Genomic DNA, 24,834 nt, shown 5'->3' on the forward strand with positions numbered 1-24,834 from the left:
GCGGCGTGCCGTGCTACAAAATAAGAACCAGTGACTTTGCTTTCTATAGGAAAAGACTCGCGAAAGATAAAACTGGGTCACTTGGATGAGAGTATTTAAAACCATAGTCTGGTACTAAGAACCACGCGCTTGCGCTGGTGCATCAAGCCGCAGTGACGTTGCCTTTGATGAGACGTCTGCTGAGTGGAGAGCCAGTCTCTTGTTGCAGCTTCATGATCGGATGCAAAGAATGACACGCGTCACAATGCGTCAGCATGGGAGCGAGAAATTCGCGCAACTTGCGCCGCGCGCGACGCAGACGGCTCATCGCGTTGGCTTCAGTAATACCAAGCTTACGCGCAGCTTCGGCGATGCTTGATCCGCCTGCGCCTGCGAGTTCCCAGACTTCACGATAGTTGTCTCGCAAGCTGGCAACGGCATGCAGCAGCGCACTGTGTAATTCCACTTCTTCCACTGACGCCAATGGATCCGGGCGCGGATCGGCCAGCACTTCGCGCATGCCTGATTCTCCTTCTTCCTGCTGATAGTGTGGTTCAAGCGGTTCGAGCAGATGCTTGCGGCTCTTTCGCAACCGCGTGCGCGCAGCATTCCGCGCGATTTGCAAGACCCAGTGACCGAAACAATCGCTCGACCGGATGTTCTTCAGATTGAGCATGACCTTCAATGCGGTGTCCTGGATCACGTCTTCTGCTTCGGCGTGGTCGCGCAGGATGGCCAAAGCAACTGCTTTGATTCGCGGAAGATGCGTCGCCAGAAGAACTGGCAGCAACTCTGTTTCGCCGGATTGTACGCGGCGGATGAGTTCTACTTCCAAAAGTACTGTGGGGCAATTATCCTGAAGGGCAGGATACACTTCACCTGGGGAGACCATGCTGTAAATACATCCCTACTTCTGGCCCGGCACTGGCTATGGATTCCGGAAAGATCAATAGCTTTCATCTCATCGGTGACGTAAGTCTATGAAAGGAGTATCGCTTCACGACATTAAAAGATCACTGTTTTTATTTACAGAAAAGATCAACAGAATGCTTCAGAAAGTTGAGGGTGGTGCAGCCTCATTCCCCCAAAAATATACCCTGACGATAATTTATTTTTTTATTCCATTTTCAGAACAAGAATAGACAATTCTGAGTGTTTATTTTTATTAAGGCTTGAGCCCACTTTGGGCAATCACTTTCAGGACTGGTAACAAAAAAATTACCATTGTTTTGGGTGCACCGATTTTGTTTATTCTCCCTCTACTACTGCGGTTTTTGTCCGGCTCCCTCAAAATATGATTCGGCAGGCTTAGTAAGCTTACGAAGTTGTATTGAACGAGGCTGGCAATCGCACGGACTAAGCAGGTGTTAGTTGCCCTTAGTTTACAAAATGCAATCATGGAAACGTTGCTCTCGCGATTTCCTGGTCCATGCCTACTAGTCTATGTTTTTTGTCGGCTATATATCCCTCCTCTTCTAGCAATGCTTGGATTTGTTTAGTACATCCACTGTGGCCGTGTGACTGTACATACTAATGCGGCTGCCGAATCGCGGGGTCTCCAGCAGACCCCATGTTGGTCTGCTGGTGCGGACACGGCAGCCCGCGTCTGTTCTACTGCGTTACTTTCGTTACGCCAGACGTTGCCTTGCCTCCAGCATTGGAAGTGATGGTCACCAGCGTCGGCTGAGTTACACCCGTAAAGATGATTGTGTAATTGTTAGGGACAGGAGGGCTCGTGGGCCCCATGACCCCAGTATAAGGTTGGCCTGTTGCGGGATCGGTGACATTCAGTGTGCATGTCAGCTGGACGTTGGGCGTGTTATCGGTTGCGTTAACCGTGAGCTGCGCCTTGCCGGTGCGATACGTCACCGAGGTTATCGTGATGGAGTCCACCACCGTATTCACGGTCACGCCGACTGAGGCACTCGGCGACACGAGCCCGGAGGCTGAACTTGTGGCAGTCACACTGAATGTGAATGTTTGCGGACTGGTAAAGGCAGGCACGCTCGTACTGAAGGTCTGTTGTGCTCCGTTAGTTCCTGCGACCGGCGTAAGCGTAATGCCTTGCGGAGCCACCCACGTATAAGTAAGGGTTCCGTTTGCCGGATCCACGCCGCTGGCAGAGAGTGTTACCGTTGCAAAGCTCGCTACCGGGTTGGCGGGACTTGAGCTGGCACTGACCGACGGAACTGCGGGCCCTGGAGGCGGAGTAATAGGAACGCTCACCGTGGCGGTTTCCGGTGTCGTGGTGTTTCCTCCTCCCACAGTGACTTGGAAAGTAAGGTTAGTATTCGCTGCGACCGTCGGCGCCGTAAATGTGGAAGTCATTGCGCCCGGCGTGGAGAGCGTTACTACAGGATCGCCGCTGTTCACTATCTGTTTCCAGGCGTACGGTCCATCGCTCGGCGTGCTGCCCGCCGCAGTTAACGTCACCTGAGTGCCGGCCACAATTGGACTGGCAGCAGTTGTGTAGCTCGCAACCGGGTTTGCCGGAGGAGCTGTGCCTGTGGGCCAGGTTGTGCAGGTCAGAGCAGGCGCTGCAGCGCCGGGCCAGGGATTAAGCTGCCCAATCGGCTGGTTGGCAAAGCTGCCCCATGGTCCTGAACCGTTGACCAGAAATGTGATGTCACTGAAGTCCAGCGGGACGGGAGGATCGCCAACGCCCAGATTTTCAGGAAAGATGAAGGTGAAGTTGGGTGCCTGATAACGCCCCGCGATGATTCCAAGAGTCTGGTTGTAAACTGTCGGCGGTGGATAATCAATCTGCACGCCGACGGTGCGCGCAGGGGGGAGAAAATTTCCGCCTGTCGGAAGCCAGCGGAATCGTCCCTGCACTCCGGCAAAGGGTGGTCCTGCTTCAGGCGTAAATTCAAAAGCCCAGGGCGCTCTATCTTTAATTATGCCGTTGCAATCCTGATCGACGGCGAAAATGTCCACCGGACGGCTGGAGTCCGTAGTGAACCCTTCTACCCTGGCTTTTGATGTTGCTTCCTGCGGAAACGCGGGGTTCGGAACTCCCGGAGCGCCTTGCAGCAGTACATCAATTGCAATGTAAGCAGGATCGTTGCCAGGAGAGGTATAGATTCCTACATTGTCGATAACCGTGTGTGCAGAGATGATGCGAGCTCCATTCACATCCATTAGCGTTCCCGCATACGTAACGTAGTCACCCACTTCAAAGGGAGCGAAGACCGACGAGTCTGTTGGCTGACTGAAACCAGAAACGGAAGAGCCGTATGGATCCATGGTGAATTTCATCAGCGGATTGCCCGATGCATCACGTGGACGGTTTTTTTGCGGGCACAGTGGATCGTTGCCCGTGGCGGGGTCCTGCCGTGGAATGCACATGGGAAACGCCGTTTGCGCGCGAACGGTCGGATTATCTTCATCGATCGAGAAACGCACGTCAGGAGACTTGCCGATGCTGAAGCGGCCAAGTGGGTCGTTGATTTGGATTTTGTTGCCGTTCACCACCATGATGCCGTTGGCATAATCCAATGACTCAATGAATCCCTGGCTCGAGTTCAAGGATTGCTGCGCAATGAAGATGAGTCCGGCAATGTAAGTTCCATTCACAATGTTCCCCTGGATATGCGCTTCAAATGTCCCGGGGAGCCGCGCAGTGTCCGCCATTGCCAGGCCGCTCTCGCTTCCAGGGGCGAGAGGGTTGTATTCAAACACTTCTTCCCAAGTCAGCGTGTTTGCCGGCATTTGAAGAATGGTGTTCTGCGGAACACGGACCACATGCCCGTTGAGCTGAATCCAGCCGCCTGCCGATTTGCACCCTGCAGGCATTGGCGGATTCGTCACGGAGGGATTGCTGTTCGGCGTACAGACCGCATCGACTGACGCGAACTGTATGAAACCGGTCATGTCAAAAGGCGCTACCCCTCCCTGAGAGGCAGGCATTTTCGCCGGCTCCGGCGGTATGGTTGGTGTTTGCGCTGATGCAGCGATTGCGGTCAACATCAGCAGCGTGATTGCTAATGTGAGTAATCCGGAAGTACCAAATCGTTTCGTTTTCAATTGTTCGTACCGTCCCATCCGTTGATATTTGCGAGATTTTGGTTGCTCCTGGGGCGTGCTGAGTGGAACTATGAATCCACTCAATGCGCCTGCAGGTTTTGTAAGAATGTTGGTATCGCTGTCCCGCCAGTCGCCCCGGTGGCAGGAATATCCAGCAACTGATCGGTTGCTCGCCCCGGGTTTTTGGCATCGTTCTGTACCGGGTAGCCGGTATTCGGATCCGGCGGGTGCCCATTCGGCACAAACAACTCTGGGTGATCAAAAGGAGCCGACTGATTCACTACTCGCGGATCCGTGAGCGCATTGCGGAGGAAGTCCACAAGGTCCGTCTTCTCCTGCATCGTGAGGCCGAGGGGAACAATGTTGGGATCGATCAGCGGAATCTGGTCGAAGCCATCCGGAAAATCTCCGCCGCGGTTGTAGAACTCCACCACCTGCTCAAGCGTCAGCTGTCCGCCGTTGTGGAAGTAGGGAGCGGTGAGAGCTATGTCCCGCAGCATGGGCGTTTTGAGAAACCCCTTTTGTGCAACATCGTCATAGCAGCTCAGGGGCGCCGCAGTGATGCCGTCTCCGGGCCGGCCGGGCACCATCACGGAGTATGTGGCATCGTTGCAGACGCGCTCGCGCTGCATTTCGGATTGCGAAAGCGGCTGTCCGACAACACCGTCCACATCAGCCAGACCTATGTCTTCGACCCCGGGACGCACTCCTATGTTGTAGAACCCATTGTCATAGACGCGCACATTGAAATCGCCCATGACCATGCGCTCCAGCGGCATGGTGGAGACATTTGCAACTGAGGCGTTCGAGAGTTCCGGCCCACCGTGGCAGGTGATGCAGCGGCCCTTGGTCTGGAAGAGCAGGAGCCCGTGCAGTTGTCCCTGCGTAAGCGGAAGAGAGCCGACCGAGTAACTGATGTTGATTGGATAAGCAGCTGGCGGTGGCACGTCGAACTGGATCGACACCGTTCCCGTTGAATAGTTGATCGTTCCGCTGGTGATCCCCACGCCGCTCACCTGTCCTGCGCCATCGTCGAACCCGAATACCTCCTGGTCACTGGCATCCAGAGTCGGGTTGAGCTCTACAACAGAAATGGTCATGGGATCAACGCCGGCGGGCAGCTGGATGGTGTAGAAATTTTTCAGGCTGTCGCCTTGCAGCACGTATGTTTGCTGCTGGCTGAGGTACTGGTCCAGCGGAGTCTGGTTTGCAACCAGCGTGCTTTCATAAAGCTGGATGGCAATGCCCCAGAACAGAGAGAAGTTGTATTCCATTTGCGAATACGGCTTCTTCGCCACGTCAGAGGGACAGTTCTGGTTCAGGTCAGGATCAATAATGGTTTCCGTGCCGCTGTCGGAAACGCAAACCTGCAGTCGCGATTGCCACCATTTCGGCTGGAACGCGGTTTTGATCAGTGTCTCGTAGCCGGTATCAAGTCCCAGGCCGGTATTGCTGCTGTCCTTGCCGAGTTTGCTGTCAGAGGTCTTTACCTTTTGGTTCGAGAGCGCAAGAGGGACATTACCCGACAAAGGATCCACCGTTAGCATCTTCCGCCCTATGTCGCGGAAATTGCGATTTGCAGCCGACATTTCAAACGACGCTCCTGGCGGCCCCAGAGCCTGCGAACACAGGGAAGAGTTCTGGAGCCGTACCAGGGTGGGCGTGAGCGGCGCGGATGTAGTGCTCGCCGCGAAGAAATGTGACGTTGTATCGCGTTCGCCAAACGGGTTGGCGCCGTTACAAGTATTCTGGGCGCGACCGTCCCAAAAGCTGCGATAGTTGAAAATGGCATTGATCACGCTGGGCGTATTGCGCGGCTCTACCTGCCGGGTGTCGATTTTCTTGGTGGGGTCTGTGGGGTCTGGGTAGAAGAAGATCGAGTCAGAAGTCACCGTAGTGTTTTCAGTTCCGTTGAACAAGCGGACGCTGTCAAACGCCTGGGAAAACTGTCCTTGTGAGCCCACAATGTCATTCACATCAGAAATGGGATTGTTGCGGGTGTCGACGTTGCCTTGCTTGTGCAGAGGGAAATCACCGTCATGGTATCCGCCGAATCCGGCGCCCGCAGTTCCAGGATTCAATTTGTAATTGGGATAAATTGCACCGTTCAGATGCACCCCCATCTGGAAAGTGGTCTCCCCCGCCCTGATTCCGGGGTCCACCTCATTCACTGCGCGGCTGTCAGCGCCCGCATTGAAATGGCATGAGGCGCATGCAGTCATGCCGTCGCTGCCGGCCTGCATGTCCCAGAAAAGTGATTTGCCCAATTCAATGGCGGCGGCTTTATCCGCAACATAGTCGCTCAATCCCGGAACATCAGGGATGGGAACCGTACTTAGGGCCGCGAGAGGCCGGATAGGAACTACTTTCGGAGGTGTTGCAGTGCTTTGGGCCCGCACATGACCGTAATAACCGAGTGCGAAAATCGTAGTAATGGCTAACACTGCGATTCGCAGCGCCCGATAATATTTGTGTGAAGACATTCTCATCCTCGTGCTCCGTTGTTGGCTTCACAGGAACAATCGCGGCATAGATGCCGGCGATTATGAAAGCGGCGCTCCGTTCTTTTGGAGAGCGCAACTTGCATACGGAAGTCCTGTGAGCCAGTTCGTTGAAACTCTTAAATTTTGCGTGCCACCAAGACGCGCGATGGAGGCCATTCTGTGGAAGGAATCCGCTAGCGATTCCTGTCGGCAACCTGCCGGCGCAAACCTTCGGTACCCTGATGTTGTGATTGTGTCTCCCGACGGGTCGCGCTTTCTTCCTGAAGGAATTTGAGAATCGCCATAACGTCTCCGTCGGCGAGCCTGAGGTTAGGCATGCGTACCTGCTTGTACTGCCTGAATAGAGCCAGAGCAGTAGGGTCCTTTTCGGCAATTACTTTGTCGGGCTCCTGAATAAAGCGCTTCAGCCAGTCACGGTTTCGTGCGGTTGTCACTCCAAGAAGATCGGGGCCAATCTTGACGCCATGTCCAACCGTATGGCAGGCGGCGCAATGGGTGGAGAAGACGTACTGGCCTGGATTCAGCTTGACGGGCTTTAGATCAGCGGAAGTTGTCTGCTTCTGGGTAGCGGAGTATTTCCAGTTGTTCAGCCAGTCACCAATCAGCGTGGCCAGGAAGCGCGGGTTGTCAGTGGCGCCATTTCGCATCCATTGCCCTGTGGGTTCGCTGCCGATCAATACGCTAGGGCTATGGCCATCACGATCATTCGGATCAGGATCGGTGTAGAGCCCGATTTTCTTGCTCAGCTGGTCAATATCCTCTTTTTTCCCCGTCAGGAACAGCCAGCCCGGGCCGGCGTGATACTTTTCCGCGTACTCTCTGAGTACCGCGGGAGTATCATGCTGCGGATCAATGCTTATGGAGTAGAAAAAAATCTGCTTGCCCACAGCATCGCCAAGCAATTTTTGCACCTGCGCCAGCCTGGCGGTCTCCAGCGGGCATGAGTCCACGCAGTGGGTATAAATAAGGTCGATGACTACGATCTTTCCGCGAACAAGATCATCATAGAACTTCACCTTCTTGCCATCCTGAGTGACCAGTTCGGTATTGGGGAAGTAATTGGCTCCCCAATGGGCGTTGTCGAACGCTTTTGCCGCGGGCGAGCGAAAGATGAAAATCAGGGCCGCAAAAGACAAGAGGGCGGCCAAGGAAAGCCCCATACGGAATTTTGGGTGAAACATGAATTGCTCCTGAGTAGGAAAATTGCGAGCCGCCCCGCCCTGGTTTGGGCCAGGGCGGCTCGCTTTCATTCGGCGCCAAGCGTGTTAATACGCTGTTGGCAGCACCTCATCGGGGGTTTGGAAGGTCACGCCGGTCGGATGCGGGACGGGCGTGGGCAGGGGACGCAAGAAAGGCGCTCCGCTGTCATCCAGTTCCCATCGCAGCAACATGGCGTTGTCCTCGTGCACGGTGTTGTGGCAGTGCTCCATGAACATGCCGCCCCAATCACGGAACTGCATGGTGAGCGTTACGCTGCCGTTGGGACGCAGCCGATACACGTCTTTGCGTCCCAGTTCCCAGTCGGGTACCGTCACAGGTACGCCCGCCACGGTTCGTGAGAGGATCTGGCCTTCTTCAAAGTGGATGTGAATCGGGTGATCCCATCCACCACCGCCGTTGACCAGGTGCCACACTTCTCGTGTGCCGAATTTAGGCGCGGCAGAGAGCCGGCCGAAGTCTGCATTGAGCATTTTGCCGCCGTCGGTCGCAATGCCCCATGGTCCGGTCTGGCCACCCGCGCCAGTGATAAAGGAAGTAATTGGATCGCTTTGATTCTGCGATGCTCCACTGCCGAACACGAACGTCCGCTCGCGCGCAATCGGGATGTTCGAGAGGTCAGGGTTCGGGATCATCGTGGCAGGCACCTGGCTCTGGTCAGGCACTGCCGGATCACGCACGATCCGGAATTCCATGAACTTGCCGACGCAGGGATCAGAAGACTTCCCGGCCAGCGCGTCAGCAAGCGTGCGATCTTGTGCGGGCTTCTTGCCATCCTGATGCTCGCAAAGGTTCACAAACCATACCTTGCTCCCGACGCCGTAGCGCGAGAAATCAATCACAATGTCATAGCGCTCGGCAATACCTTGTTCGTCGAGCGCGGTGAGCTGCACAGGATGGGGCAGCAGGTTTCCGTCATTCGCGATCTGCATGAATGTGGAACCATCACTCAGGCAGATCTTGAAGAACCGGGAAACGCTGGCGTTCAGGATGCGGAAACGATACTTGCGCCGTTCCACTTCGAAATACGGCTTGTAGGTCAAATTGACTGTCATGGCATCGCCCAGAAAGCCATCAAACTGGAAAATATCCATGAACAGCTGTCCATTGCTGTCCCAGGCTTTATCGGCAAGCATGAGGTTGACGTCATAGTCCAGGTTCCCCCAGCCTTTGCCGTTCGCAGAGCCGCTGGGCAACCGCAGATTCACACCGTCGTTGACCGTTTCGTCTCCGCGATCAAGGCCGCTGTAAATATTGAACATGGCCGCGTTGCCTTTGTAGACGTTCTGCGATGTGAAGCTGAACATGTGATCGTGGAACCAGTGCGTTGACATGGTTTCATGCCAGTCCCCCGGCACCTTGTTCAGTCCACCGTTATCGGCGGGACTGCTGGCCATGGGATCCGTAGCATCAGTGTTCACGCTGAAGATGCCGGCAAGAACGATGGGCCAGTGGTAATCATAGAACTGGCCCGGGAAGAAATACGCTCCCGTAAAACCGTCATTCTCTGCTCCGTGGTGGCCGTTGTGCTCGTGAGTGGAAATCGTGTTTCGGCCAAAGCCATTGTTTTGGGTTATATCGAACGGCAGGCCGTTGTGGTGACGGAACAAGATGGGCTCGCCGTAACGGCCTTGCACGAGCTTGGGAGGAATTGTTCCGTTAAACGTCCAAACGGAGTTTGCATCTTGCGTGGGCATCCCAGGATGGAATTTCAGCGGTATATTGGCGGTGGGATTAATGCCGGAATTAAGATTGGAAGCGACTCCTGGGTTGTAAACCGTATTGGTAGTTGCACCTAACTGCGTCATTTCCGCGGCAACCTGCGGCGGAAATTTGTCGAACTGCTGATGTGCCCAGATTGCTCCTGGTGGTCGCCCTTCAATGGGACCAGTCAATCCAGTCTGGCCGCCAACGAGTGCGGGATTCAGCGGCTGCTGGGTTTGATTGGCTTCCGCAGTCGGCACAGGATTCAGCGAACTTAGCGGGTTGCGTGAAATTACGTCAAAGCGTGGCATGGGCGTGGTGAATGCCTGAACGCCAAAGAGAGGACTAGCCGGCATGCCCGTGGGAATGCTGCTGGATCCCCCACTCCCGCCGCTGGCGTATGCTACAAAAGGGCTCAGACCACTGATCGGCGCCATCATGCCAGCCGTGGTAAATAGTCCCCATTTCATCAGGTCTCGACGCGAGACCTTGCCTTGGGAATAAGCTTTCATGATCTCAGCCCGGTTCTTGCGCGCATTCTCTGCTTCTCGCACGCGGGCTTTCGATGCATTCTTTGGAAGATAGAAGATACTCATTGTGGCTGCACTCCTGTAGACCACCGCGATCAATTGAGATCGAATGATGCGGCGAGGTTGAGAGCTGGCAACCGGATTTCCGTCGTCCGGCGCCTAGCTCATCGCACTTGGGTAAAGACAACTCGACAGTAAACAACAGTCGTGCCAGAAGACTGTCTAGTCATCGCCTGTGAATCCAGATGTTGATCGGTGAGGATCTCACCGTTGTGTTGATTGTGGCGTACAGAGAACAAGACTCAGCGGCAACTCACATTGGGTCACCTGCCTTCCCCCGATGACCCCACAAAATCATTCCTAGGCTGGTGTTACGGACAATTACAGCGCTCGGGAATATCAAAAAAGATTTAGAACGGAAAGTCCGTTTACCAAAGCTGAGTTCGACGAGCGTTTTCAAAAATAAAACAAAACAAATATATATCGTGACACGATATTTGCTTTGTGATAGGCTTCCCACACGCTATCCAATAGAAGGTGACTCTTTCGAGTCAATGGCCAGCGCGGGGCCAGAAGTAGGGATGTATTTAACCATGGGTTTCGCAGGTGAAGTGTTTCCAGCCGTTCAGGAGAATTGCCCCACCGTTCTTTTAGAAGTTGAACTTATCCGCCGGATACAGTCCGGCGAAACGGATTTGCTGCCAGATCTTCTGGCGCCACATCTTCCCCGCATCAAGTCACTTGCTCTGGCTATCCTGCGCGATCATGCCGAAGCAGAAGACGTGATCCAGGACACAGCATTAAAGGTGATGCTGCATTTGAAAAGCATCCAGTCAACCGATTCCTTTGGTCACTGGGTCCTGCAAATCGCGCGCAACGCCGCGCGCACGCGGCTGCGCAAGAACCGGAAGCATCTGTTCGAGCCGCTTGACCGTCAAGGCGATGAAGACGAGGGTTCATGCGCATGTGCCGTGCCCGCCGATCCACGCCCCGGTCCGCTGGCGTCAGTGGAAGAGGTGGAAATGCAGCAGGCGCTGCTGCATGCAGTCGCGAGCTTGCGAGACAACTACCGTAAAGTTTGGGAACTCGCCGGTGCAGGCGGGTCAGGTATCGCCGAGACCGCGCGCAAACTCGGTATCACCGAGGCCAACGCAATGAGCCGTCTGCGACGCGCGCGACGCAAATTGCGGGAAATCCTGGCGCCCATGCTGACGCAATGTGCCGTTTGCCGTCGGCCTCTGCACGCACAAGAGAAGCTGAAGAAAGAGACTGATTTTACACTTAGCAGTGCTGAGAGCATGGAGAACGATGCGGCAGCGTGATACAGATATGCTGCAAACCCGTAGGAATGACCGTGCTCCAAATTGGGAAAGACGATTCAAGGCGCGAACGATAAGGTCACGTCATGATTAATAGTAGGTCGTAAGGACTAGATCGGATCCACCGGCATGTACTCTGAGTCGCGACTCATTACGTCAAAAGTACACTGCATCAAAAAATTCTTAAGATTTTTAATGTTCCCCTATATCTAAAGTGCAAAAGTTTACTCTATCTAGATAGTTGTTCCGAGGGTCTGGCAGTGACAACCAATGCGGGTGCCGCGTTGGTTACAGTCTGATTGCCACCGTCAATAGCCGCCCGACCTATTGTCTGGACGACCTTACGAATCCTGCTTCTCTAACCCGGCTTTGCGGGCGCCATGCTCATTCCTGAGCTTGGGTTCAAGAAATCGGCCACAAGATACATTGTGATTCTGCTGTGAAACAGCGGCGGCGAGAACTCATCTCGGCCGTCGATATGAACTAAGCAACCTTTGCCGGACGGTGCCGCTGTTGTGTCCGCGAACTGCAAACAATACATCGTATTGCGATATGTATTGAGAAATGATAGGCTCGCGTTCAATTGAGAGAAATATTGTCCGAGCAGGCTCGAGGCGCATAGATAGATCGACCAAAGATACTTCCGGAGAAATGGGACCCAATTTTGTGATGACAAACACCCCCGTATTTGACTCCAGTTGGCAGTTCAGGATCTTCTCAAACGGCAAAAGAACCCTTGCAGCACTCATTGCCGTTTTTCTTCTTAACGTTTTCGTAATTAACATGGCTGGTGCTAACGCGCAAACCACAAGCACGAACCTTTTTGGAACCGGCTTAACGGCTCCCACGGGCGCTCAAGTCCTGAGTGGGACGGCGATCAATCCAACGACCGGTAATTCCGTCCGGCACGTCTGGGTAACCGATGCTGCTTTGGGACTGTGCCGCATTGATCCCGATATCGACACGCCTGGTGCTCACTCAATTAACCTGGCTACTTGTCTCGTATCTCAGGTCCGGCCAAGCATCCTGACGTTTGATCCTGAAAACAGCCTTCTGTACACGGCGGATACCGGCAAACTGGGCCTGGTGAGCCTGCATTATCTTTCCGCGGGTGATAACGGACAGGGATCGATTGACCAGCTTGGCATCACTGCCGTAGCAGTGAACTGCGGGATTTTCGGAAATCAGCCGGATAGTCTAGCGCTTGGACCTGATGCCGCCATGTATATCGGCTTCAGGAAGAACGGGAACATTGTCCGCGTACCCGCGCCGGACCGACAGACCGTTCCCTGCAGCGACGTTCAGAGTGTTGCCAACATCCCCAGCAATAAGCGTAACTTGGCTCTCGGATGGATGGGTCACACCTTGTTCGGCGTCGATACGATCTCTGCCTACGAGATCCCGGATGCAGACCAATGCAAAATTGCAAACAATGGCTGCACGGGAACCAGCGTTTTGCCGGTAACCGCCGGCGCTTCGCTAATGATCAGCGATCAACAGGGTACGTCTCTGAACGGAAACAATCTATTTTTCTCTGACGGCACGACCGTGACCCAGATAGCCAATGTGGCGATCGGGCTGAGTAATGCCCAGACCACTACAAACTATGGTGGCGCGGACTTCTCATTCATCAGCGCTCTGGCGCTGGATACTGTTGATCCGGCCAATCCAATCCTGTTCGTGGCGGATGATCCCAGCAATGGAGTCACGCCGGGGAACGGAAGATTGTTCCAGGTTGTGCTCACTCCAGGGCCTGTCGCTCCTTCGACTCCTATTAATGTTAAGGCAACTGCGAGCGATGGGCAGGCTACAGTAAGCTGGACGGAACTCTCAGGCGGAGGCGCTGTTACCAGTTACACGGTGCATAATTCCTTCGCCTCGAATGGAATCACAGTTCCCGACGTTATTGTCGCGCCGCCCGCAGGCAGCACAGTTCCACCCACCAGTGCATTGATTACGGGACTCATCAATGGCGTTACGTATCAATTCGAAGTCAGCGCGGCCAATGATATCGGCGTAAGCCCATTCTCGCTGCCGAGTAATTCGGTAACGCCACACGCCATCACGGTTCCTGGCGCGCCTACTGCGGTAACCGCAAACGCCGGAAACGCGCAAGCCGGCGTTTCCTGGACCGCTCCAGCGGACGATGGTGGATCGCCAATTACGTCTTACACAGTGACCGCTCTGGTTGGAGGAATTGCAACTGGAACACCGGTCACGGTGGCGGCACCGGCAACCAGTGCGGTGGTCGCCGGACTTACGAACGGGACCACCTACACATTTATTGTTCATGCAACCAACGGAATCGGCTCAGGGCCGGATTCGGCGCTCTCCAACGGCGTGACACCTTCAGTTTCGGCAGGACTACCCGATCTTAGTCTCGCCATTACCGGAGCCACTTCTGTCCCGACCGGATCGAATGTCATTTACACGCTCGCGGTCACCAACACCGGAGCCGGACCCGCGCCGGCCGTGGTGCTCAGCAATACGCTTCCCATATCGGGCGCGACCTTCGTATCGGTAAGTACAAGCCAGGGCGTTTGCACAGCAGGCGGCACTCTGATCAACTGCAATCTCGGAGCGCTCGACGTTAGCGTGGTTGCCAAAGTGACCATCACGCTCAACGTCACGGCGCAGATCACCGACTCAGCCAGTGTTCAGGCCTTCGATGCGACTGGCACCGCATTGACTGACCCCACACCGGCCAACAACAGCGCTTCCATTACTACTGTGATCGCTGCCCCAACGACGACAACTGACATCCAGGTTACCGGTTCACCGGCAAACGGTGGACCGAGCGTCAACACTGCCGATTTCATCAACTGGCAGGTCAGGAATAATCAGACTACTGTGGCCAACAACGTAGTGTTCGCCGCAACTCTGCCCAGCGGAGTGATCTACAGCTCGGTCAGCGGAAGCCTGGGAGTTACCTGCACCGGACCGGCGCCGGGAACGGCGGGCGGAACCGTCTCTTGCAGTTTGGCTAGCCTTGCTGGAAGCCAAACAATGCAGGTGACCTTGAACTTCACCGTAGCCGCAGCCGGTTCGCTGCCGTTTACCGGCTCTGCAACATTCGACGGAACAGACACGAACCCTGCCAACAACTCAGCCGCGGTCGTCATCAACGCAAAATAAAGACTCGTAATAGCTATTAGCTGCTGGGTTCCACCCGGCAGCTTTTTTTGCGTCCGGGATTTTACGCTAACGTGTTGTGCATGTTCCCTCCAACAACGTGAGGAAACTTACCACCAAAAAAATCTGTCCCTGTCGAGAGGCTGGTTGTAATCGATCAACAAATCGCTGATCTCAGAAATAGCAGTTGTTGATGTGTACGTAGCGGTGTCAAGCCCGTCAGTTGCCGGCCCGCTCGATGTATAGGAAAAATAAAACTTATTTCAATCTATCTACAGAAAAAACAAAAATTCGCTTTCAAAAGCCGCACGGTTGGGGACAAGGATTTCAGATGAGGGACTCGCTCGTGACGTTCCAAAGTTGAAATGCGATTGTCTTCAACGGGTTATACGGGTGCGAAAGGCACAAGTCAGGATTGACTTGTTTGAAATCAGGAGTCGACGGACAGCTAGGCTGCGATAATGAAGTAGTGTCCGATATATTTCATTAATTGGCCGCTACTGTCGAGCAATGGATTTCTCTCAACTACTTCAGGATCATCTCTGCCCGATACCTTCCGTGTGAGCGTATTTTGTGGGCAAGCTGTTGATTCGAATGGTGGGCGATCACGGACTCGAACCGTGGACCTCCTGCTTGTAAGGCAGGCGCTCTAACCAGCTGAGCTAATCGCCCTTTGCGCGCATTATGGGGATTTGGCGCGGTTATTGGGGGTGTTCGCAGTATAGCGGCTGCGGTGGATCGGGTCAAAAGTAGTTTTCCCAAAATGGAACAAAGCATTCATTCTGAAGGGGAGTTACTCTGGTTACCAAGGTGTGGCCTTTAACCGCAGTTTCCTGCTATGGTCATGGTAAATTTGGCTTTTCTGAGACTGGAAAATTGCGAAAATGGCCGTCTTGTTCGACAAGCTCCCCACGATCCTGGTATTGGCCGTCATGGTGGGCATTTTTGTGGCGCTGCGCCGCCACGTTAAATCGCCCCGGCTTCATCTGTGGATCGCGGCATGGGCGCTCATTTTTGTCCATTTCTTTGTCCAGATATTTGAGCCTGCTGACGGCACTTGGACGCCCTTGACGTTCATGATCGATCTTGGCAGCCTTCAGCTTTCCGCACTTTACTTTGTTGCTTCTCTGACGTCTTTTTTCGAAGACGCATGGCTGACCCTTTGTCTCCTTACCTTGACCGGCGTGCCTGCACTGGCTTATACCGCTGGTCTGGCATACCAACGCAACTGGCGATGGCTTTACATTTCCTGCGCTGTCATTATTTTTTACGGAACGCCGTTGTTCGTTGTCCTGCGACGCAAGGTGGTTACCACATTTTTTCTGTGGGCGCCGATTGTTGCTATCACCGGGACAGTGGCGATGGTGCGGGCATGGCAGGGGCACTTTGCCTTTGGGTTTCTCGCCATTCTTACTCTGGCCTTTGCTTTCCCTGGATTCCTGTTTTTCAGGCGCTATCCTCGCTGGTCACCGGGCGTGGTCACCAGTGTCGGCGGCTTTCTGCTTTGGGGCGCCGTCTTTCCCCTTGGGCAAATGATGTATGTGTGGGCGCCCACGCTCAAGATAAATCCCGAGCTCTGGAACACTCCTAAGTTTTTCGTCGCTTTTGGAATGATCCTCACGCTTCTGGAAGACAAATCAGAGTTCCTGCGATCCGCCGGACGGCGCGAGCAGAAACTGAACCATCAGCTGCAGAAATTTGCCGGCATAACTTCAAGACTTCTGACTGGGGTGGAGGTGAATTCAGTCTGCAATGAAATTGCCGCCGCCATCAGGGAAACTACCACCTTTGATCGGGTTGTAATTATTCTCAGCAATGATGGCAGAAACCTGTTTGCCGCCGGACACGCTGGTTATGAAGGCGATGCGAAAACCCTTATCGAGCACAAGTGCAATGAGGTTTGGAAATTTGATGACATGGTGGAAGCATGCACCATAGGCGAGAAATTCGGTGAGAGATCGGTTATCCTGCGGCCCGAGCAGATGGAAAAATACGGCCAGGTGCCCAGTTCCACCAGCTTTGAACCTTCCCCACATTGGACGAAAGGAAACCAGATACTGGTGCCGCTGCGTTCCATGCGCGGTGTGCATGTGGGATGCATTGGTCTGAGCGATCCACGGGAAGTCACGCGTGTAAATGCCGAGGAGCTGACCAAAATCGAATTGCTCGCCGGCGATCTTGCGGTGACGGTGGACAACGCCGCTTTGCACCGCCAATTAGCGCGTGCGGAAAAACTGGCGGCGATTGGCCAGCTTGTTGCAGGCGTCGCCCATGAATTGAACAATCCGCTGACATCCATCGTGGGTTACACGGAGCTTATCAGCGACGAGGTTCCTGAAGGTCCGGCGCGGCAGAAACTGGACAAAATGTTGCGTGAAGCCCAACGCATGAAGCGAATCATTGAAAACCTGCTGCGCTTCGCCCGCCAGAACACTCTGGCCAGGAAATCGGCAAATCTTGAGGTGCTATTGCAGGACGTTCTGGCTCTGCGCGAGTACCATTTGCATAATCACAACATAGAGGTTGAGGTCCAGATTGAGCCTGGCCTGCCGCACGTGGCGCTGGATGAAGACCAGTTCAAACAGATACTGTTAAACCTGCTGAATAATTCAATCGACGCGCTGGAAGGAAACGCCAAAAAGCGAATCAGGATTGAGGCAAGCTGCAGCAATGGCCGTGTAATACTTTGCTTTGACGACAATGGGTATGGTTTTGCAGACTTGAACCGCGTTTTTGACCCCTTCTATACCACTAAACCTGTTGGCAAAGGCACGGGTTTGGGGCTAAGCATCTGTTACGGCATCGTAAAGGAACACGGTGGAGAGATCCATGCGGAAAACCTGGAGCCGCATGGCGCACGCATCTCACTGGAATTGCCAGTGGAACAGGCCGCCCTTGCGGCATGCAGCATCTGAGGAAACACTAACGTCGTTTGTCCGTGGTCCAGCCTGCCAATAGACACACAAACTTAGCCTATTGCGCGTGAATGTGGGCCTGTGCCGCGCTAAATGTTGAAACGCGAGTAAAGCATTATTCCCGCGATCAGGAAAAACAACAAGGCAGAGCCCGCGCCACACACTTTGACCCAGGGTTCAATCCTGTTCATTTTCACGATCAGGTCCTGTTGCTCTTTGGCCATGTGAGCTTCAGAATTTCCCAGGAACAATTGATCATCTTCGTGCATGGAAAGGGTGCTGCGATAGATCAGAAGTACGATCAGCACGACTGTTAAACCGGCCCAAAGAATGAGGAGAGGCGTCATCATAAGAACACCACCTTGGATTTTTGGCCGATTCCGCTTACAGAGAGGCCGCAACCGCGGGTCGCGGCGAGGGTGTAGGTGGAACCTTTACGGGCATTATAAGCCTGCCCGAGGCGGAAAAATCCAGTATTTTCGTGAGTAGATGGGTGAGGGAACTGGCAGTGAATGGTTAAGGGTGGCGGCTGAGCGGGGAAAGAAGCTGGGCAGACAGAAAAATGGTGCGACCCGTAAATGCTTTGGTTCATCTAAGCACTAGAAGCCTAATAGAATCAGCAGTGAACCCGTGTATAATAGGGCTTGCAGCCAGCGCCAAAGGAGACCATAAATGGCTACCACAACGACTCCAAACGTAGAAACCACTCCCAAATTGCCGGTTAATTTGACTCCAACGGCAGTAACCAAGGTTAAGGAGATCATGGGCCAGCAGAATCCAGTGCCGGCAGGTTTGCGTATCGGCGTTGTGGGCGGCGGCTGCTCCGGCTTCTCTTACTCCATGTCTTTTGAGAACGCGCCCGGCGTCATGGATAAGGTCTATACCTTTGACGACCTGAAAGTTTATGTGGATGCGACCTCGGCCATGTATCTGAATGGCTGCGTCGTGGACTTTGTGGAAACCCTGGAAGCTTCAGGCTTCAAGTTTGAGAATCCGAACGTGAAGAGCACCTGCGGCTGTGGTTCTTCCTTCAACGTGTAGCAAAGATTTTCTTCCTGAGAGATTAAAGCCTCGTCGCAATGACGAGGCTTTTGCCTTTTTAGTTCTGCGGTGGTGTAGGAGCTGGAGTCTGCACGGGGGTGGGCTGTGCGTCTGGATTTTTAGGAGCACCGGAGCTTCCTGTCGCATTTCCTCCTGCCCGAGGCGCAGCCACGGTTACGCCGCTACCGCCGCTCTGCTCCAGCCGCAGATCATAGACGAAGTACCACTCGTCGTAATGGTCCTTATCGTTGAATTCTTTGATCCCTTGTTTCTTGCTGACACTGGCAACGCCCATGATCTGGCCCCCGCCTACCGTCGGACCATTACCGATGTTTGAAGTCACGAGGGTTCCATTGAATCCGGAAGACCCGCTGCCACCAGTCCCGCCAGTGTTTGCTGTTCCTCCGCTATTCGTTGTTCCGCCACCCGCGGTATTTGAATTGTTTGATTGTGAACTTTGCGTAAGGGAAGACGTGGGCAAGGTGCCTGTCTGGTTTTGCGGCGCGGGGATGTTGATCTGTGCCTCACCCACGTGCACCATTTTCCAGTCGGAGTCGCCGGTCATGGGGTCTACATATTTTTTGCGCAGGAAACGAACGTGATTGGTGTTCTCCAGTTGCTCAACGGAAACAGGATAGCGGCCGCCATTTTTGTGGACAAATCGCTTTACCGCGGTGGCGTAATCTTTGCCGCGATGGATCATCTCTTCTTCTTTGTCGCGCTTGATCTGCTGCGCGATCCTCGGCGCTTCCACGGACAACGCGATCAACATCAGCGTCATTGTGAGCATTAAGGCCAGTAACACGTAGCCGGATTCTTTTGAGTGGGTTCGGCCTAATTTCATACAACGCATATTAAAATTCTCGCAAGCTACTTCGCGGTTACCGGGATTGTCTGGCGATTGCTGTTCAGCATATCCTCAATGATAACGCTGGTGTTGTTGATTTGAATGACCTTGTATTTTCTCTCCACGATGTCACCTTGCCGGGCGACGAATACTTCACCTTCGTCAGCAAGAAAGATCCTCTTTGGTTCGTTGCCCTTGCTGGCAAAGCCGTAAAACTTGAGCGGAATCGGCGGCGGAGGAGGTGTCGGCGTCGGCGTTGGCGGCATCTCCGGCCCATAGGGCTGTCTCACCGAAGCGATAGGAGGTGTGATCGGCTTCAATTCTTCCATCCGGAAAATGTTTCTGCCTCCGGCTTCGTACTTTTTGCTTTGGCTGGCGGCCAGGATGTCGAGACGCAATCTGGGATCAAGCGTGTTGTCAATTAATTGCGCCGGGCTCGTGGATTTTTTGGTCGCCTGCGTTGTTGTTTGCGTGGAACTTGCGGGTACGGGAGCAGGCGCGGGAGAGTTGGCGGAACTTGTGCCGAAGTCGACAAAGTTATAAATGCCAACCAGCAGCAGGATCGCCAGCAGTGCGATCATCCATCGCACTTCCTTTTTATTTTCCGCGCCTATCTTCACGTAAGGTCCTTCTCCTCTGGCTATAAACGTTCGCGGCCCGTGGCCGCTATTAGCTTTCTTTCAGGAATGTCTCAAATTTTACCTGCAGCGATACCACTCCGCCTTCCTGGCTGTTGAGCGATATTTGATCAATGATAAACACGAGCCTGTCCTGCTCCATGGCATTGATAAACTTCGCAACTTTTGCGTACTCGCCGGTCACAGTCGTCTCAATGTTCACGCGCTGCACGTCCGGCAGTTCATTCTTTTCAGCGCTTCCGGTCCGGTCCTGGCCATAGCGGATTCCAGCAGTGGTTACGCCGGCATCCTTCATCAGTTTTTCCAGGTGCTGGGATATCTGGGAAAACTGGCTGGGCACTTTCTCTTCATAGAACTTCTTTACGTCCACCCGGGTTTGCGCCAGTTTCTTGTCGATTCCAATCAGCGGAGTCACTTCGCGGGTCAGCGCCTGTTTCTGTTCCCGCAAACTAGCTTCCTGCGCCGCTCGCGCAGAAGGGCTGGATCCGGGCAGCAACAGGTAAATCACGAGCAACAAATCTACCGCGCCAAGGACGGCAAGTATCGTCGTAAATTGCTTCCGCATTTTTTCCAGATGATTCATTTACAAGCCCTCCCTGTTGCCGGTTCGCGCTGGGGGAGTTACCGCGGGAGAGTAATAAGTCACAATGTCGAACTTGAAAAGCTGCGCTTCAGTCTTGGCCTGCTTTTGCATGGTTTCGCTGGTAATTTGCGGACTGCGAAAGCGCTCTGACTTTTCCATCTTCTTCTCGAGTTCTAGTCCGTTCTCGTGAGTATCGCCCATCACAACCAGCGTCAGCTTAAGGCGATTGTCCATTGTTACTTCCGGATGGACAGAACTCAGGAAGGCGCGGGCCGGCATGATTCTCTGGAGATCGTTGAATAGCTGCGTCCAGGAAAGCTGGCGGCGGTTGATCTGCCTGTTCCAGTAATTTTTTTGCTCGGTAACGTCATGATTTTCCGGCAGATTTGAGATTGCCTCCGCGGCAGCACGTTGTTTTTGCAGATCGGCAATCTCAGCCTGTAATTGCCTGATTCGCTGGCCAGACTGTGACGAATTATGGAAATTTCTCCATGCAAATCCGATGAGTAGGAGCATGAGCACGGCTGATACTCCAATGGCCACGCTCCAACGCACGTAAAACTGCCGTACGTCTTCATATTTCTGAGTTGCGAGATTGATATTGAGGCGCATTATCCCAGCAAAGCCCCCACAATTCCCGCCATTGTCGTAGGCGAAACATGCTCGCCGCTCAGGTTCTGCTCAACGGCAAGTTGTGGCGCCAATTCCTGGACCTGCGCGCCCGTCTGTTGATGGAGCAATGGGCCAAGTTCGTCCAGCGGGGCCGGCCCGCCCACATAGATCTTTTCAATATGTGCGGCAAAGGTATCTTCAAAAAAAACGATGGAGGGCAACACAGCTTCTGAGAGCTCTGTCGCGGAAAAAGTGCCGCCATGTGGATTGTCCAGTGTACGCACCAGCCGCAACTCCTGCCGCTCAACCGCCGTGATGGTAATGTTCATTGGGTCAACCTTCAACACCAGCGTGGGACGCTCGCCCTCCACCAGCCCAAGCGCCGCAATTGAAGATGGCAGCACCACACCGGGCTCATATCCAATATCGCGGAAGGCTTTCTCATATTCGTCAATGATTTCTCGCGGAGCCACAGCAGCTGCTACTCTGATAGTTCCATTGGCGCGAGTTATATCGTAAGAAAGCGTTGCCTGGTCCACGTCAAAGGGGAGCGATTTCTTGAGGCGAAACCGAACGACAGGCTCGATCTCATCGCGCTTGGTGGGCAGGGAATCAAAATCCAGGAGCATCATGCGGATTGCCACGTCCGGCAACACCACGATTACGTCTCTTGACTTTCCCGCTACCGCGCCCAGTGCGCCGGTCAAAGCGGTGCGCAACGCCTCAGGATTGAGGATGTTCGGAATGTTCAACCCAGGAGCAATCGTGCCTTCATTGAAGCGCCTTGAGGTAAACACCTCCAGCTTCAATGTTTTTTCGGAAGCGCGCGCGGCGATTACCCCTTCCGAGGTGATTTCACACGCCAGCCGTGGCCGTACCGTTTTTTGTTGCGAAGCTGCCATTTTTATCTCGTAGTCTCGATGAAAGTGACCTTATTAATTTCCTTCATCGTAGTAACGCCGGTCCTGACGCGCGCCAGCGCTGAATCGCGCAGAAACTTCATTCCTTCTTCATGCGCGGCTTTGCGAATTTCCGATGACGGCCGCTTCTCGAGAATCAGTTCACGGATACGATCAGAGAGATCCAGCAGTTCATGGATCGCGGTTCGTCCGTGATAGCCGGTGCCGCCGCATTCAATGCATCCAGGGCCATCGTAGAACGTCACGTCGCGCCATTCTTTCGGCGAGAGGCCAAAGTTTTCCAACTCCGTATCCGAATAACGTACCGGCGCTTTGCAGTGAAGGCAAATCATTCGCACCAGCCGTTGCGCCAGGACGCAGTTTAACGCTGAAACAAAGTTGTATGGTTCCACTCCCATGTTCAGGAACCGCCCCAACACGTCGACCACGTTATTGGCGTGTACCGTGGTAAATACCAGGTGGCCGGTGAGCGCGGATTGGATGGCGATTTGCGCGGTTTCCGTATCGCGGATTTCGCCCACCATGATCTTGTCAGGATCATGGCGCAGGATGGACCGCAGACCGCGGGCAAAAGTAAGGCCCTTCTTCTCATTCACTGGAATCTGCGTGATGCCATGGATCTGGTATTCCACCGGATCTTCAATCGTGATGATCTTGTCTTCATCGGTCTTGATTTCATTCAGCGCGGCATAGAGCGTTGTTGTCTTACCGCTGCCGGTTGGTCCGGTCACCAGCACCATGCCGTAGGGCTCCAGAATATAGCGCCGGAACTTGCGCAGGTCTTCTTCGTCAAAGCCCACAACGTCCAACACCAGGTTGCGGAACTTTTCGCTCATCGATTCTTTGTCCAGCACGCGGAGCACGGCATTTTCGCCGTGAATGGTCGGCATGATGGAAACGCGGAAATCGATCAGGCGTCCACTGTACTTCACCCGGAAACGTCCGTCCTGCGGGACGCGGCGTTCCGCGATATCCAGCTCGCTCATGACCTTGATACGGGTAATGATTGTGGAATGATGTTCCTTTGCCATCGGCTGCATGGCCGGCGTGAGCACGCCGTCAATTCGATATTTGACGACGACGGAGTCACTTTCAGTCTCAACGTGAATGTCACTGGCCCGCTTTTGCAGTGCGGTGAAAATTGTGGTGTCTACCAGCCGGATGATCGGGCTAACGTCGGCTTCCGCCGTGCCGGTGATACGGTCAATGGTAATGTTCTCATCGCCGCTACCCTCGTCGTCGCGGACAACGTCGAGTACAAAACCTTCGCTGGCTTCTTCCAGAACGCGCTGTGACTGCTCAGTTTTTTTGAGAATCTCGCTGATCTGGACCAGCGTGGCTACCTTAGTCTTGATGCGCCGGTTCAACAGCAGGCCGATTTCATCAATCATCATCAGCTTGCTGGGATCGGCGATGGCGATGGAAAGCGTGCTCTCATTCTGTTCCAGCGGAACAAAGTTATAGCGGAACATCAGGTCCACCGGGACTGTCTTGAAAAGCTCCGCGTCCAGGTGGTAATCACGCAGGTCCACGAACTCGCAGCGATAGCGCGCGGCCATGTCGCGGGCCTTTTGCTCAGTGCCCTCTACCAGTCCGTTGATCGGTGAAGCGGTTTCCATAACTGTCAAATTCTTTCGGTCCATAACATCCTACGGGTGTGCCGTTGCTCCCAATGAAAAGATAGGCAGATACAGCGAGAGGAGCACAACTGCAACCGTAATGCCCATGAAAATTAAAATGACTGGCTCAACCAACTGCATGGCCGTGGAAAGGGAATTCTGCACGTCTTCTTCATAGAACTCTGACACTGAGTTCAGCATGGCCGGCAGCGCGCCGGTGGATTCTCCGACCTCGATCATCTCAATGGCCAGGTCAGGAAAAAACTTCGTCTCTTCCAGGCTGAAAGACAGTGAACGGCCTTCACGCACACGATTGGAAGCGTAGCCCACGTTGCTGGAAATCTTGAAGCTGTTGATGGATTGGCTGGCCGTTTCCAGCGATGGCACCAGCGGCAATCCGCCTGTCAGCAGGGTGGAAAGCGTTCTGGAGAACATGGCAATCTGGTACTTCATCCAGATTTCGCCAAACAGTGGCAAGCGGTAGCGCAATGCGTCCAGCCACTTAGAGCCCTTGTCTGAGCGGACGAAAAGCGCAATGATGACGACCAATCCCACCAATGCGGCGAGGATGATGTAGTAATAATTCTGGATGCCTCGTCCAACGCTCAGCATGAACACTGTGATTGCCGGCAACTTGGCGTTCAGTGAGCTGTAAAGATCGGCAAACTGGGGTACGACGTAAGTCATCAGGAACGTCAGCATCACTGTCAAGGCACAAATCAAGAGCGCTGGATACCAGAGCGAGGCGATCAATTTCTTGCGGAAAGAGACAGTAATGCGCTGAAAAGCGATATAACGGGCCAGAACTTCTTCAAGATTGCCGCTTCGTTCGCCCGCCAACAATGTGGTCGTATAGATCTTTGAGGTCGCTCCCTGCGCTTCAAAGGCCTGTGACAGAAGCTCACCGCTTTTTACCCGTTCCTGGACATTATCCAGGATGGCCTTAAATCGTGGGTTCTTTTGCCTCTTGCTCAGGATATTAAGGGACTTAAGGATTGGCAGTCCGGCCTTGATCAGGGTTAGAAATTGCTGGTTAAAAATGACAAACTGATCGGCTTTCAGGATCTTCTTGCGGGCGCCTCCGCCCACGGGCAGCAGTCCACGCCGGGTCTTGACTGAGTAGACCATGAAGCCCTGCTGGACAAAGCGCTCCCTAATCTCCTGTTCAGAGACGCCACTTTCAACCTGCTGGAGCACGTGGCCGCGCTCGTCCGCCATTTTAACCAGAAATTCAGCCATGGAATGAG

At 54.0% G+C, this 24,834-nt stretch carries 17 protein-coding genes and 1 tRNA gene; 4 read left to right on the forward strand and 14 right to left on the reverse strand.

Annotated features, from left to right (window positions below):
• Window positions 1-142 precede the first annotated feature (142 nt).
• The 5 genes from LAO76_12885 to LAO76_12905 all read right to left on the reverse strand — a co-directional run bounded on the left by LAO76_12885 (window position 143) and on the right by LAO76_12905 (window position 10,027).
• The gene (locus tag LAO76_12885) at window positions 143-871 is read right to left on the reverse strand and encodes a sigma-70 family RNA polymerase sigma factor (GenBank protein MBZ5491819.1); all 729 of its coding nucleotides are present in this window, start codon (window positions 869-871) and stop codon (window positions 143-145) included.
• 719 nt (window positions 872-1,590) lie between these two features.
• Window positions 1,591-3,888, reverse strand: coding sequence for a hypothetical protein (locus LAO76_12890; protein ID MBZ5491820.1), 2,298 nt, complete (start codon window positions 3,886-3,888; stop codon window positions 1,591-1,593).
• A gap of 197 nt (window positions 3,889-4,085) precedes the next feature.
• Window positions 4,086-6,488 (reverse strand): hypothetical protein, encoded by a 2,403-nt coding sequence (locus LAO76_12895; protein ID MBZ5491821.1) that lies wholly within the window; start codon window positions 6,486-6,488, stop codon window positions 4,086-4,088.
• Between the two features lie 194 nt (window positions 6,489-6,682).
• On the reverse strand, window positions 6,683-7,690 hold the full coding sequence (locus LAO76_12900) for an SCO family protein (GenBank protein MBZ5491822.1): 1,008 nt from the start codon (window positions 7,688-7,690) through the stop codon (window positions 6,683-6,685).
• Between the two features lie 84 nt (window positions 7,691-7,774).
• Window positions 7,775-10,027 (reverse strand): multicopper oxidase domain-containing protein, encoded by a 2,253-nt coding sequence (locus tag LAO76_12905; protein MBZ5491823.1) that lies wholly within the window; start codon window positions 10,025-10,027, stop codon window positions 7,775-7,777.
• A gap of 515 nt (window positions 10,028-10,542) precedes the next feature.
• Here LAO76_12905 and LAO76_12910 point away from each other — a divergent pair.
• Together LAO76_12910 and LAO76_12915 are read left to right on the forward strand one after the other, a co-directional pair.
• Window positions 10,543-11,283: an RNA polymerase sigma factor gene (locus tag LAO76_12910; GenBank protein ID MBZ5491824.1), complete on the forward strand. Its 741-nt coding sequence runs from the start codon at window positions 10,543-10,545 to the stop codon at window positions 11,281-11,283.
• A 780-nt stretch (window positions 11,284-12,063) separates the two neighbouring features.
• Entirely contained in the window at window positions 12,064-14,415 is a 2,352-nt protein-coding gene (locus LAO76_12915; protein ID MBZ5491825.1) for a fibronectin type III domain-containing protein, read from the forward strand.
• Between the two features lie 592 nt (window positions 14,416-15,007).
• Here the strand turns inward: LAO76_12915 and LAO76_12920 are convergent.
• Window positions 15,008-15,084 (reverse strand) — tRNA-Val (locus tag LAO76_12920).
• A 212-nt stretch (window positions 15,085-15,296) separates the two neighbouring features.
• Here LAO76_12920 and LAO76_12925 point away from each other — a divergent pair.
• Window positions 15,297-17,327 carry a hypothetical protein gene (locus tag LAO76_12925; GenBank protein MBZ5491826.1) on the forward strand — a complete coding sequence of 677 codons (2,031 nt, stop codon included), beginning with the start codon at window positions 15,297-15,299 and terminating at the stop codon, window positions 17,325-17,327.
• An 89-nt stretch (window positions 17,328-17,416) separates the two neighbouring features.
• On the opposite strand, the gene LAO76_12930 is transcribed toward LAO76_12925, so the two are convergent.
• Window positions 17,417-17,677 carry a hypothetical protein gene (locus LAO76_12930; protein ID MBZ5491827.1) on the reverse strand — a complete coding sequence of 87 codons (261 nt, stop codon included), beginning with the start codon at window positions 17,675-17,677 and terminating at the stop codon, window positions 17,417-17,419.
• 322 nt (window positions 17,678-17,999) lie between these two features.
• Between LAO76_12930 and LAO76_12935 the strand changes: the two genes are divergently transcribed.
• Complete coding sequence (locus LAO76_12935) at window positions 18,000-18,368, forward strand: iron-sulfur cluster assembly accessory protein (protein MBZ5491828.1); 369 nt, start codon at window positions 18,000-18,002, stop codon at window positions 18,366-18,368.
• A 58-nt stretch (window positions 18,369-18,426) separates the two neighbouring features.
• On the opposite strand, the gene LAO76_12940 is transcribed toward LAO76_12935, so the two are convergent.
• The 7 genes from LAO76_12940 to LAO76_12970 are packed head-to-tail and all read right to left on the reverse strand — an operon-like array spanning window position 18,427 to window position 24,826.
• A complete protein-coding gene (locus LAO76_12940) occupies window positions 18,427-19,212 on the reverse strand; it encodes a hypothetical protein (protein MBZ5491829.1) in 786 nt (261 codons plus the stop codon).
• Between the two features lie 26 nt (window positions 19,213-19,238).
• A complete protein-coding gene (locus LAO76_12945) occupies window positions 19,239-19,835 on the reverse strand; it encodes a hypothetical protein (protein ID MBZ5491830.1) in 597 nt (198 codons plus the stop codon).
• Window positions 19,836-19,884: 49 nt separating this feature from the next.
• A complete protein-coding gene (locus LAO76_12950; protein ID MBZ5491831.1) occupies window positions 19,885-20,436 on the reverse strand; it encodes a hypothetical protein in 552 nt (183 codons plus the stop codon).
• The gene (locus tag LAO76_12955) at window positions 20,437-21,048 is read right to left on the reverse strand and encodes a hypothetical protein (protein MBZ5491832.1); all 612 of its coding nucleotides are present in this window, start codon (window positions 21,046-21,048) and stop codon (window positions 20,437-20,439) included. It abuts the gene before it with no gap.
• Window positions 21,048-21,950: a hypothetical protein gene (locus LAO76_12960; protein ID MBZ5491833.1), complete on the reverse strand. Its 903-nt coding sequence runs from the start codon at window positions 21,948-21,950 to the stop codon at window positions 21,048-21,050. Before LAO76_12960 ends, LAO76_12955 begins: the two co-directional genes overlap by 1 nt.
• 2 nt (window positions 21,951-21,952) lie before the next feature.
• Window positions 21,953-23,587: a GspE/PulE family protein gene (locus LAO76_12965; GenBank protein ID MBZ5491834.1), complete on the reverse strand. Its 1,635-nt coding sequence runs from the start codon at window positions 23,585-23,587 to the stop codon at window positions 21,953-21,955.
• Between the two features lie 30 nt (window positions 23,588-23,617).
• On the reverse strand, window positions 23,618-24,826 hold the full coding sequence (locus tag LAO76_12970) for a type II secretion system F family protein (GenBank protein MBZ5491835.1): 1,209 nt from the start codon (window positions 24,824-24,826) through the stop codon (window positions 23,618-23,620).
• Window positions 24,827-24,834: the final 8 nt, after the last annotated feature.

The sequence above is a fragment of the Terriglobia bacterium genome, from assembly GCA_020072645.1.
GTDB lineage: Bacteria > Acidobacteriota > Terriglobia > Terriglobales > Acidobacteriaceae > Angelobacter.

Coding starts and splice junctions, on each gene's coding strand:
- LAO76_12885 (MBZ5491819.1), bottom strand. CDS start 871: ATGGTCTCCCCAGGTGAAGTGTATCCTGCCCTTCAGGATAATTGCCCC.
- LAO76_12890 (MBZ5491820.1), bottom strand. CDS start 3,888: ATGCCTGCCTCTCAGGGAGGGGTAGCGCCTTTTGACATGACCGGTTTC.
- LAO76_12895 (MBZ5491821.1), bottom strand. CDS start 6,488: ATGTCTTCACACAAATATTATCGGGCGCTGCGAATCGCAGTGTTAGCC.
- LAO76_12900 (MBZ5491822.1), bottom strand. CDS start 7,690: ATGTTTCACCCAAAATTCCGTATGGGGCTTTCCTTGGCCGCCCTCTTG.
- LAO76_12905 (MBZ5491823.1), bottom strand. CDS start 10,027: ATGAGTATCTTCTATCTTCCAAAGAATGCATCGAAAGCCCGCGTGCGA.
- LAO76_12910 (MBZ5491824.1), top strand. CDS start 10,543: ATGTATTTAACCATGGGTTTCGCAGGTGAAGTGTTTCCAGCCGTTCAG.
- LAO76_12915 (MBZ5491825.1), top strand. CDS start 12,064: ATGGCTGGTGCTAACGCGCAAACCACAAGCACGAACCTTTTTGGAACC.
- LAO76_12925 (MBZ5491826.1), top strand. CDS start 15,297: ATGGCCGTCTTGTTCGACAAGCTCCCCACGATCCTGGTATTGGCCGTC.
- LAO76_12930 (MBZ5491827.1), bottom strand. CDS start 17,677: ATGATGACGCCTCTCCTCATTCTTTGGGCCGGTTTAACAGTCGTGCTG.
- LAO76_12935 (MBZ5491828.1), top strand. CDS start 18,000: ATGGCTACCACAACGACTCCAAACGTAGAAACCACTCCCAAATTGCCG.
- LAO76_12940 (MBZ5491829.1), bottom strand. CDS start 19,212: ATGAAATTAGGCCGAACCCACTCAAAAGAATCCGGCTACGTGTTACTG.
- LAO76_12950 (MBZ5491831.1), bottom strand. CDS start 20,436: ATGAATCATCTGGAAAAAATGCGGAAGCAATTTACGACGATACTTGCC.
- LAO76_12955 (MBZ5491832.1), bottom strand. CDS start 21,048: ATGCGCCTCAATATCAATCTCGCAACTCAGAAATATGAAGACGTACGG.
- LAO76_12960 (MBZ5491833.1), bottom strand. CDS start 21,950: ATGGCAGCTTCGCAACAAAAAACGGTACGGCCACGGCTGGCGTGTGAA.
- LAO76_12965 (MBZ5491834.1), bottom strand. CDS start 23,587: ATGGAAACCGCTTCACCGATCAACGGACTGGTAGAGGGCACTGAGCAA.
- LAO76_12970 (MBZ5491835.1), bottom strand. CDS start 24,826: ATGGCTGAATTTCTGGTTAAAATGGCGGACGAGCGCGGCCACGTGCTC.